We start from the raw sequence: 11,079 nt of genomic DNA on the forward strand, positions 1-11,079 counted from the left end.
CCCACCATCCACGGTCGGTGCAAGAAAGGTGGGCACGCTGCGCTTTGCCCACCCTACGGCCCGCGGACGCTAAAACACCGACGCCAATTCCTTGGCGCCGGGCTTGTTGCTGTTGAAATCCATCCGCTCATCGGTGACCGCGAGCAGCTTTGCCACCGTGTTGTGGCGGATCGCGACCGGGTTGCGCTCGTAGCCGCCGCGCTGGAAGAAGTTCGACGTCGGGACCCTCTCGCGCATCGCTTGCGGCATCGTGACCATGTCGTAGCCGGTGCCGTCGCCGGTCAGATTCATCATCTCGAGCTCGGCCGCGGTCAGCGGGCGGGTGTAGCCCTTGGTCCGCGCGAAGATGATCGATGTCAGCAGCTTGTGGGTCTGCAGCATCGGGCCGACGTCGACATCGAGCACCATGGAATGGACCGCCCAGCCCTGCGGCGTGCTCGCGAGCCGCTCATGCGCCGACCAGTCGTCCGGCACCGTGCGTGCGAACGCGACCATCTTCTTCAGCACCGCGAGCTTGTGATCCATCGCCTTGCGCGCGGGACCGGACAGCGTGGCGGCCTTTTGGGTCAGCACCTTGATGAACTCAGGGCCCTGCTGGGCGATCAACTCGACGGTGTTGGTGGTGAGCAACTGATTGTAGCCGATTGCGGTCGAGATCGCCCTTGTGCCTGGACCGCGGTAGCCCGACTGCATATCGTGATTGCCGCTGCCGCCGGTTTCAAACGAATAGACCCGCACCGCCTGCTCGCGCGTCAAGCCGGCCGCGAGCGCGTAGCGGGCGTAGGCGCGCTTGAACTCGATCTCGGTGGCCGGCCGTTGCGGCGTGAACTGAAACTGCTCGGCGGCAGCCTTCAGGAAATCGGCGACGACAGGAATGGTCCTGCGTGGACGCGACGGTTCCTCTTCTTCCGGTTCCGGATTCACCGGCCGTTTCGGCCCGGTATAGACCGGCGGCTGGTCGAGCACATAATCATCGAGCGCGATCGCCTGCCGCTCGCGCCGCTTGGCGTTGCGGGTGCGGCGCTTCTCGGCGATCGCGCTCCAGTAAGCGCCCGCTTCCTCGTCGAAGGCGGCGCGCGCTTCCTGATATTCCCGCAGCTTGCGGCGATATTCGGCGATTGCCTGCGGCGTCGCGGCCTGCGCCATCGCATCCGCAGTGGATGCCGAAAGGCTGGCAACCTCGACCGCCACGGCCTCCGGCGCGCTCGCGAACAGCGCGAGCGCGACCAATCCGGGGAAACAGCGAATCAATGGCAGGCGCATCGCTCTCTTGTAGCAAGGACTCCTGCAAAGTCACCCTATCACTCCGGCTCGACGCCGCTGGCCTTCACGAGCTGCGCCCACTTCTTTTCGTCCTTGTCGATGAAGTCGGCGTAATCCTCGGGCGAGCCCGGCGTGATCTCGGTGCCATCAGAGCCCAGTTGCCGCTTCACCTCGTCCGAGGCGAGCGCATCACGCAGCACCTTGTTGAGCTTGTCGATAATCGGGCGCGGCGTGCCGGCCGGCGCGGCGAGGCCGTAATAGAGCGAGGCGTCGAACCCGGGAACACCGGCCTCGGCGATCGTCGGCACGTCGGGTAGGAGACCGGAGCGGGTCGAACTCGTCACCGCGAGCGCGCGCAATGTCCCTGCGCTGACATTGGCGTGCGAGGCCGGGATCGGCGCAAATGCCATCGGGATGTGCCCGCCAATGAGGTCGACCAGCGCAGGGCCCGTACCCTTGTAGGGAACATGCACGAGGGAGATGCCGGCGCTGCGCGCGAAATATTCGCCGGTGATGTGGCTGGCGGTACCGGCGCCGGCCGACCCGAAACTGATCTTGCCGGGATTTTGTTTGGCATAGGCGATCAGCTCGGCGACGCTCTTGGCCGGGAACGACGGATGCACGACCAGCGAATTCGGCGCATTGCCGATCATGCCGATCGGCGCGAAATCTTTCCGCGGATCGTAGCCCGCTTTCTTGTAGAGCGACGGGCCGATCGCGAGCGTCCCGGTATAGCCGAGCACCAGCGTGTAGCCATCGGGATCGCTCTTGGCGACCGCCTTGGTGCCGACCGTGCCGCCAGCGCCGGGACGGTTGTCGATCATGATCTTCTCGCCGAGCAGCTCGCTCATTTTCTCGGCGATGCCGCGGCCGACGATGGAGGTGCTGCCGCCGGGCGCGAAGGGGATGACGAGCGTGATCGGCCGGTTCGGATAATCCTGGGCCTGCGCGGTGTGAAATGCCGCGCCGACAGCAAGTGCGGCGATGACGGCGCAAAGTCGTTTCTTCCAGGACAGCATGTCCGAACGCCTCCCCTGATGTTTGTTGTTATGGCGGCATTGTCACTCAAATGAGTGGCATCAGCAACCAGACTTCTGATGGCTGAGCCGCCCGTCATTGCGAGCGGAGCGAAGCAATCCATCGCGCCACTCGTGGAGATGTGGATTGCTTCGTCGCTGCGCTCTTCGCAATGACGGCTGAGTGCTGCCTACTTCCAGGCGAAGACCGGCTGTTCGAGATCGGCGACGCGGGTGTCGCGGCCGGCCAGCACTTCGCGGAACTGATAGATCAAGGCGGCCGTCGGCGCGTGGATGTGCTGGCCGGCATGGCGGAAGCGGATCACGCGCCTGACACTTTCGGGAATGGTGGTGAAGCTGAACGCATCCTCCGCCTCGATCGCCTGCAGCGTGATGCGATGGACCGAGGCGACCTCGTCCGGGTTGGGCGCGATCGGCGCCCGAGTCGGGACCCACACCACGATCGGTGTGATGAGATAGCCCGAGCGGGTCGGATAATCGTCGAGCACGCCGAGCACATCAGCATCATCGACGCGGAGGCCGAGCTCTTCGTGCAGCTCGCGGAGCGCCGTTTCCGCCTGGGTCTCGCCAGGGTCGCAGCGTCCGCCGGGCAGCGCCCATTGCGCGCTGTGGCTGCGCAAACTGGCCGCACGGCGGGTGAGCAGGAATGCGGTCTCCTCGCCCTCGCCTCTTGTGAGCGCGATTGCGACCGCCGCACGTTTGAGCAGCGGCGCGCTGTCATCCGGCAGGCGCGTGAATGCCGTACAGAGCTCTGCGATATTCCGCCGGGTGGCATCGTCAAATGTGCGGGCCATTGACCTTGACTACAACAGTCCCGCGTTCGATGAAATGACCTGATATCACGACTTTATCACGCCTTGCCGGACGGAAAGCATCACATGACGAAACCGCCTGCGGAAAAGCTCAAATCCGACGGCTGGAAGATCGTCGATACATCCGGTTTCCTGCATCTGGTCGGACCGCTGTGGCAGCGCCTCGTCGGCGACGAGCATGAATATGCATTGATCACCGAGGACAAGCATCACAATCGCCGTGGCCTGGTACAAGGCGGCGTGATCATGACCTTCGCCGACCGCACCTGCGGCATGACCGCCCGCTATGTCTCGGGCAAGCCGACGCTGGCGACCGTGCAGCTTGATACGCATTTTGTGGAGGCCGGCAAGATCGGCGAAACCTTGATCTCAAAGCCGCGCGTGGTGCGGTCGACCAGGAGCCTGATCTTCATCACCACGGAAGTGACCGTCGACAGACGCTGCATCGCCATGGCGAACGGCGTGTTCAAGATATTGAAGAGCGAGTAGGCTTAACATCCGGGTTCGGAGGAGCAGACGATGCAGTACCGTCAACTCGGCCGCAGCGGCCTGAAGATTTCGCCGATCTGCCTGGGCACCATGATGTTCGGCGGCCCGACCGATGAGGCAACGTCGGCGCGGATGATCGCAAAGGCGCGCGAAGCCGGCGTCAACTTCATCGACACTGCCGATGCCTACAACGCCGGAAACTCCGAGCAGGTGGTGGGCCGCGCGATATCCAACAACAGGCAGAACTGGATCCTCGCCACCAAGCTCGCCAATCAGATCGGCGACGATCCCAATTTTGGCGGGCTGTCGCGACGCTGGGTGCTGCAGGCGGCGGAGGCGAGCCTGAAGCGGCTCGGCACCGACTACATCGACATCTACTACCTGCACAAGGAAGACCACACGACGCCGCTGGAGGAGACGGTGCGCGCGATCGGCGACCTGATCCGGCAGGGCAAGGTGCGCTATTTCGGCGTCTCGAACTACCGCGCCTGGCGCCTCGCCGAGATCTGTAACATCTGCGACCGGCTCGGCCTCGACCGCCCGATCGTGAGCCAGCCCTATTACAATGCGATGAATCGCATGCCCGAGGTCGAGCATCTCCCGGCCTGCGGCTATTATGGCCTCGGGGTGGTGCCCTATAGCCCACTCGCCCGCGGCGTCCTGACCGGCAAATATCGCCCCGATGCTACCCCCGACAAGGACAGCCGCGCCGGCCGCAGCGACAAGCGCATGATGCAGACCGAGTGGCGGCCGGAATCCTTGAGGCTTGCGCAGGAGATCAAGCAATATGCCGAGGCCCGCGGCATCACCGCCGCGCAGTTCGCGGTCGCCTGGGTGCTGAATTCATCCTTCGTCTCCGCCGTGATCGCCGGTCCTCGCACCGAAGCGCAATGGGACGACTACGTTCGCGCGCTCGACTATCGCTTCACTGCCGAAGACGAGGCGCTGATCGATGGGCTTGTGGTGAGTGGGCATGCTTCCACGCCCGGCTACAACGATCCGGCCTATCCGATCGAGGGCCGGCGGGCGCGGACGGCGAAGCGGTCATAGCCGCGCTCAAGAAATAGGCCGCATACAGTCTTCACCGGCCCCCGCGTCCTAGCGTCGCATCGTCGGGAACGTTCTTGCCAAACCGCTGCGCACGCCTTTGTCTTCCTTCCTAAAAAAGCAGATCTCCAACGATCGCGATCAAAAAAGGGCAGGGAGGAAACCATGACCAAATCCAGCAAGGGCAGTACGTCCAGTCGCCGCCGCTTCCTGAAGGTTGCGGCCGCAGGCGCAGCAGCAAGCGTTGCAGCGCCCACCATCGTCAGCGCGCAGGGTCCGATCAACATGCGCTGGCAAAGCACCTGGCCGGCCAAGGATATTTTCCACGAATACGCGCTCGATTACGCCAAGAAGGTCAACGACATGACCGGCGGCGACCTTAAGATCGAGGTGCTTCCCGCCGGCGCCGTGGTACCGGCCTTCGGCCTGCTCGACGCCGTCTCGAAGGGGACGCTCGACGGCGGCCATGGCGTGCTGGTCTATCACTACGGCAAGCAGACCGCGCTGGCGCTGTGGGGCTCCGGTCCGGGCTACGCGATGGACGCCAACATGCTGCTGGCCTGGCACAAGTATGGCGGCGGCAAGGAGCTGCTCGCCAAGCTCTACGCCTCGATCGGCGCCAATGTCGTCTCCTTCCCGTATGGGCCAATGCCGACCCAGCCGCTCGGCTGGTTCAAGAAGCCGATGTCCAAGGTGGAGGACTTCCAGGGCCTGAAATTCCGTACCGTCGGCATCTCCATCGACGTGTTCACCGGCCTCGGCGCAGCCGTCAACGCGCTGCCGGGCGGCGAAATCGTCTCGGCGATGGACCGCGGCCTGCTCGACGCCGCCGAGTTCAACAACGCCACCTCTGACCGCGTGCTCGGCTTCACCGACGTCTCCAAGATCTGCATGCTGCAGAGCTACCATCAGAATGCCGAGCAGTTCGAGATCATGTTCAACAAGGCCAAGTACGACGCCCTGCCGGACAAGATGAAGGCCATCATCTCCAACGCCGTCGAAGCGTCCAGCCAGGACATGAGCTGGAAGGCGATCGACCGCTACTCGAAGGACTACGAGGAGATGCAGACCAAGGACAAGGTCAAGTTCTACAAGACACCGGACTCGATCCTGCAGAAGCAGCTCGAGATCTACGACCAGGTGGTCGAGAAGAAGTCGGCCGAGAACCCGCTGTTCAAGGAGATCGTCGAATCCCAGCTCGCCTTCGCCAGACGCGCGACGCAGTGGGAGAACGACACGGTGGTCAACCGCCGTATGGCCTACAACCACTATTTTGGCCCGAACGCCAAGAAGAAGACCTGAGCGGGCGCCGCGCACGACCGAAAGCGTCATCCGGGGACACCGAACCCCGGATGGCGCTTCCGCTGTCTCTACACCAACCCGATACTTCCGAAAACGGCCGATAGCGAACGCAGATGAACGCACAGCGTTTCCTGTACATGATCGACGGCATCAGCACCTGGACCGGCAAGGCCGCGGCGTGGCTGGTCGTCGGGCTGATGGGCCTCGTCTGCGCCGAGGTCTTCAAGCGCTACATCCTCAACATGCCGACGGCCTGGATCTTCGACGCCTCCAACATGCTGTACGGCACCCTGTTCATGCTCGCGGGCGCCTACACGCTGGCGCAGAACGCCCATGTCCGCGGCGATTTCCTCTACAGCTCGATGCGGCCGCGCCTGCAGGCCTCGCTCGACTTCGTGCTGTATTTCGCATTCTTCCTGCCGGGCATCGCGGCGCTGGTCTACGCCGGCTGGGACTATGCGCTCGATTCCTGGCGCATCAACGAGCATTCCAACGTGTCCGCCGACGGTCCGCCGGTCTACCACTTCAAGTTCATGATCCCGCTGGCCGGGGCCTTGGTGCTGCTGCAGGGCGCGGCCGAGATCGCGCGCTGCATCATGTGCCTCAGGACCGGTGCCTGGCCGGACCGGCTCCGTGACGTCAGCGAGATCGACGTCGTCGAGGAGCAGCTCGCGCACAGCGAATATGTCGATGAAGAATCGCGCAAGGCCGCGATCGCGCATGCGCAGGATATCGAGGAAAGCGCGCGGCAGCGCGGCATGGGCGGGGACCTGCAACGATGAGCGATCCGGCACTCGGGATGCTCGTCCTCATCGTGATCGTCATCATGATGGGCTTCCCGACGGCGTTCACGCTGATGGGCCTCGGCATGTTCTTCGGCTTCTTCGCCTATCACCGTGGCGGTGAGGCCTGGGGCGACAACCACATCTTCGACCTGATGGTCCAGCGCACCTATGGCGCGATGACCAACGACGTCCTGATCTCGATCCCGCTGTTCGTGCTGATGGGCTACGTGATGGAGCGCGGCGCGCTGGTCGACAAGATGTTCTATTCGATTCAGCTCGCGTTCCGCCGCCTGCCCGCTTCGCTTGCGGTGGCGACACTGATCGTGTGTACCTTCTGGGGCATCGCCAGCGGCCTGGTCGGCGCCGTCGTCGTGCTGATGGGCGTCATCGCCTTCAACCCGATGCTGAAGGCCGGCTACGACGTCAAGCTCGCCTCCGGCGTCATCACCGCGGGCGGCACGCTGGGCATCCTGATCCCGCCATCGGTGATGATCATCGTCTATGCGGCGGTCGCCGGGCAGTCGGTGGTGAAGCTCTACGCCGCGGCGATGTTTCCCGGCTTCTTCCTCGCCTTCCTCTATCTGCTCTACGTCGTCGGGTGGGCGCTCCTGAATCCGAAGATTGCGCCGAAGCTTCCCGAAAGCGAAACCAAAGTTCCGGTGCGGCCCTGGATCGCCAAGCTGCAGCAGTCTTATTCGCGCAAGATGCTGCCGGCGCTGCTTGCGGCGGTGCTGATGCCCGGAAGGGCCGTCAACGCCAGCGTGGATGGCACCCGCGTCACCTATTCGATGCTGCTGACGAGCCTCGGTCACGCCCTCGTGCCTCTGGTGCTGACGCTGGCGACCCTGTGGGCTGCCTGGTGGTACGTCGTTATTCACCAGCAGCCGGATGTTCAGCCGCAGGTCCCGGCCGCCGCGCAGCAGCAGCAGCGAGCGCCGGAGACGCTTCAGCCGCTTGGCGCAGGCGCCCAGCCTGCGGAAGAAAGCACGGAAGAGAAACTCGAGGAGCTCGGCGGCGGCGCCAGCCGGTCGGAGGCCGCCACGAAGAACGAGCCGGAAGTGCTGGAGCAGATGGGCAGCGCCGAGCTGCGAGGCAAGACCATCGCGGCGCCAGCGGAGCTTGGACCACCGCCGGAGTTCTATACCTATTTCGCGTTTATCGCCGGCATCTGCGGCCTGCTGCTTCTCTACTATTACTGGACCATGGAGGCCGAGCAGTTCGAGGTGCTGCGGCTGTTGATCACCTCGGTGATGCCACTCGGCATCCTGACGGTGGTGGTGCTGGGCGTGATCCTGTTCGGCATCACGACCGCGACCGAATCGGCGGCGGTGGGCGCGGCGGGCGCCTTCCTGCTGGCGTTCCAGGCGCGGACGCTGGACTGGAAGCGCACCAAGGAAGCGGTATTCCTGACCGCCAAGACCACCTCGATGGTGTGCTGGCTGTTCGTCGGCTCGGCGCTGTTCTCAGCGGTGTTCGCGATCCTCGGCGGCCAGGCGCTGTTGGAGAGCTGGGTGCTGTCGCTCAAGATGTCGCCGGTCCAGTTCATGATCCTGTCGCAGGCGATCATCTTCATCCTGGGCTGGCCGCTGGAATGGACCGAGATCATCGTGATCTTCGTGCCGATCTTCCTGCCGATGCTGAAGCACTTCAACATCGATCCCGTTCTGTGGGGCGTCCTGGTGTTCGTGAACCTGCAGGCGGCGTTCCTGTCGCCGCCGGTTGCGATGTCGGCCTTCTATCTGAAGGGCGTGGCGCCGAAACACGTCACGCTGAACCAGATCTTCGCCGGCATGATGCCCTACATGCTGATCGTCATCATCTGCATGGTGCTGATGTATATCTGGCCCGGCCTGACGCTGTGGCTGCCGAACTATCTGTACGGCAACTGACAGGTCGGCACGATCTTCTCAGTACTCCTAGAGCATTTTCGGTTCTGATTGAATCAGAACCGAAGCTCTAGATTCTTGTTTTGACGCGTTTTCTTCACGCGAACCGGTATCCACTTCGCTCGAAAACGCTCTAATTCACTGCATTGAACTTGTAGGATGACTGCAGGAACGTGCCGAAGCGTTCGGCACGGATCGGGAGGACCGACGTCGGAAACGGACTGCCGAATCCCCTGGTGAGAACATCGGTCGTCCACATCGACCAGAAGCGGCCGCCGACGCCGACGCTGAAGCGCTCGGTCACGTCATAGGTCAGCACGGCTTCGAGCTGCATGCCGCGCCCGGTGCCGTTGGCCGGGGAATAGGGCGACGACTCGTCAGAACGCAAGTAATGTGTATCGAGACCGGAAACGGAGACGTAGGGCAAATAGGCCGCATCGGCCGTGAGCTTGAGCCCGGGGGCAATCGTGACCATCGCGTTCACACCGACGCGCAGAGAGTGCCAGTCTTCGGACTGCGAGATTGTGATCCCGGTGGTCGGCGACGGAACGGCGCAAATCACACCGCCGCCGGGATACGCAATCTGCGCGCATCCATAGGAGTCCTTGCGGTCGCGATAGAAATTATAGCCTGCGAACGCCCCGAGTTTCGCGCCCGGCGTTTCCAGCAAGGTGTATCCAACGTCCAGCGTGGCATAGGCAATCGTGCCCTCGACCCTGCCCTGGTATGTGTTCGAATAGGCCATGGCCGTGTCGCGATAGGTTGGTAGCCAATCCTCATCGTTCATGTGGCCGGATGTCAGCCCGCCGCCGCCGGCGAAGCCTTTCAGGAACACCCTGGCCGAACTGTCGACCCGGCCGAACACCTCACCGGAGTGCCCTGTGGTCTCATAGGTGAGCCGTGAAATCAGCGCGTTCTGCAGCGGCTGATCTGTGCTCATGCCGAGATCGTTCTGATAGCGACCGCTGCTGTACCAGTAACGCGCGCCGACTTCCGCCGACCACCCGGAGACCGAAGGCGCCGCCGTCAGCAAAGCGGCGGGCCGATTGTCCCAGCCGCGCGATGCGTCCGCACCAGGGCGATAGTTCACGCCCAGCTTGACGACATGGCTGTCCTGCCGGACTGCCGTCGGCAGACCAGCGGTCTCGACCAGGCTGGCTGGATCGAGCGGTACCGTCTGAAAACCACCAAGCGGCGTCGCGATGTCGCGGCTCCCGAAATTGGCATAGTCGTATTCCAGCTTCATCGACCAAGCCGGTGCCAGAGCGTGTTCGACACCGAGCCCGATTGTCCATCCCCACTGCACGGCATTGGCGTTCACCGAAGCTTCCGGCCGCCCGAAGAAATCGAGAGCGTTGGTCGTCATCGATAAACGGCTCGACAGAAACGCGGCGCCGCCTTTCACATAGGCCAGCGAGTGACCGGCCGGCCCGAAGGCCTGGCCGACCCGCCCGGTGATGGTTCCCATCACATCCTGCTGGATACGGCAGTTCGCCGAGACGAACAGGCCGGAATAGGCGAGACAGGTGTTGGTGCCGTCGGCATCGACGGCGGACACGTCGGCTTCGAGGCCGAACACCCACGGCGATCCGGCCTGCTGCCAGTTGTAGCCAAGCTGGCCGCCGATGAGGGCCTTCGGCGTACGGATGTCGTCGCCATAGATCGACGGACCGTAGGGATCACCGACATGGGTGATGCCAGAGCCTCCGCCAAAATGTCCGCCGATATAGAAGCCGCTCCAGGTCCACGGCGCCGGCGGCGCCTTCACGACCAGCCTTGCAATGTCGGCCGAAAAAGCATCCGTTCCGTTCAACGCCATGAGCACGCCGACCACCACCACGTACCGCATCCGTAACACGAGCCGAGTCCTTTTCTTCGAGGAAACCAACTACGCATTACTGAGCCCGCACTATGGTAGGGGCGAAGATTCGAACACCACCGGAGATAGCACATCAGCCGCACCCCGCAACAGCGGCTCGCGCGGAATGGAGCCAAGCATTACCACGGGAGGTTGTAGTGGCGCAGTTCGTAGGATGGGTTTCGCTTCGCTCTACCCATCCTACGACTGTCGTCCCGTCGAAAGACGGGACCCATAACCACAGCGAGATGTCGTGGCGCGAGCAAGCGGTTGCAGCGGAGCACACGACAAAAGCCTGTGGTTATGGGTCCTGGCCTTCGCCAGGACGACGCCGTCATTGCGAGCGCAGCGAAGCAATCCACCTCTCCACGCGCGGAGGTATGGATTGCTTCGCTGCGCTCGCAATGACGGGGATGGGTTCTAGTTTAAATTTCAAACAGTGTGAGGATGCGAGTCCGCATTCTCGCGGCGCGTTGCGTCCGAGCTTTGATTCACTTTCCACCCTCCTCGAGATCAGAGGGCGCAGGGAAAGCCGGGTGCCGGTTGCACCCATGGGTCCCGTGCAACAAAAAGCACGGGGGTAGGACCACAGGTTCAACC

At 63.3% G+C, this 11,079-nt stretch carries 9 protein-coding genes; 5 read left to right on the plus strand and 4 right to left on the minus strand.

Features of this window, described 5'->3' with window-relative positions:
• Nucleotides 1-69: 69 nt before the first annotated feature.
• The 3 genes from CWO89_RS33390 to CWO89_RS33400 all read right to left on the minus strand — a co-directional run bounded on the left by CWO89_RS33390 (nt 70) and on the right by CWO89_RS33400 (nt 3,094).
• Complete coding sequence (locus tag CWO89_RS33390; protein ID WP_130582739.1) at nt 70-1,263, minus strand: hypothetical protein; 1,194 nt, start codon at nt 1,261-1,263, stop codon at nt 70-72.
• 38 nt (nt 1,264-1,301) lie between these two features.
• Entirely contained in the window at nt 1,302-2,282 is a 981-nt protein-coding gene (locus CWO89_RS33395) for a Bug family tripartite tricarboxylate transporter substrate binding protein (protein WP_130582740.1), read from the minus strand.
• Nucleotides 2,283-2,470: 188 nt separating this feature from the next.
• The gene (locus CWO89_RS33400; RefSeq protein ID WP_130582741.1) at nt 2,471-3,094 is read right to left on the minus strand and encodes an NUDIX hydrolase; all 624 of its coding nucleotides are present in this window, start codon (nt 3,092-3,094) and stop codon (nt 2,471-2,473) included.
• 84 nt (nt 3,095-3,178) lie between these two features.
• Between CWO89_RS33400 and CWO89_RS33405 the strand changes: the two genes are divergently transcribed.
• From CWO89_RS33405 to CWO89_RS33425, 5 genes are all read left to right on the plus strand, one after another.
• Nucleotides 3,179-3,601, plus strand: a complete 423-nt coding sequence (locus CWO89_RS33405) for a PaaI family thioesterase (protein ID WP_130582742.1) — start codon at nt 3,179-3,181, stop codon at nt 3,599-3,601.
• 30 nt (nt 3,602-3,631) lie between these two features.
• Complete coding sequence (locus CWO89_RS33410) at nt 3,632-4,651, plus strand: aldo/keto reductase (RefSeq protein WP_130582743.1); 1,020 nt, start codon at nt 3,632-3,634, stop codon at nt 4,649-4,651.
• A 162-nt stretch (nt 4,652-4,813) separates the two neighbouring features.
• Nucleotides 4,814-5,950, plus strand: coding sequence for a TRAP transporter substrate-binding protein (locus tag CWO89_RS33415; protein WP_130582744.1), 1,137 nt, complete (start codon nt 4,814-4,816; stop codon nt 5,948-5,950).
• A 113-nt stretch (nt 5,951-6,063) separates the two neighbouring features.
• Nucleotides 6,064-6,732, plus strand: a complete 669-nt coding sequence (locus CWO89_RS33420; protein ID WP_130582745.1) for a TRAP transporter small permease subunit — start codon at nt 6,064-6,066, stop codon at nt 6,730-6,732.
• A complete protein-coding gene (locus CWO89_RS33425; protein ID WP_130582746.1) occupies nt 6,729-8,624 on the plus strand; it encodes a TRAP transporter large permease in 1,896 nt (631 codons plus the stop codon). The genes CWO89_RS33420 and CWO89_RS33425 overlap by 4 nt, the downstream gene beginning before the upstream one ends.
• 130 nt (nt 8,625-8,754) lie before the next feature.
• On the opposite strand, the gene CWO89_RS33430 is transcribed toward CWO89_RS33425, so the two are convergent.
• Nucleotides 8,755-10,470 carry an outer membrane beta-barrel protein gene (locus tag CWO89_RS33430; RefSeq protein ID WP_130582747.1) on the minus strand — a complete coding sequence of 572 codons (1,716 nt, stop codon included), beginning with the start codon at nt 10,468-10,470 and terminating at the stop codon, nt 8,755-8,757.
• Between the last annotated feature and the right edge of the window lie 609 nt (nt 10,471-11,079).

It is taken from the genome of Bradyrhizobium sp. Leo170, from assembly GCF_004296405.1.
GTDB lineage: Bacteria > Pseudomonadota > Alphaproteobacteria > Rhizobiales > Xanthobacteraceae > Bradyrhizobium.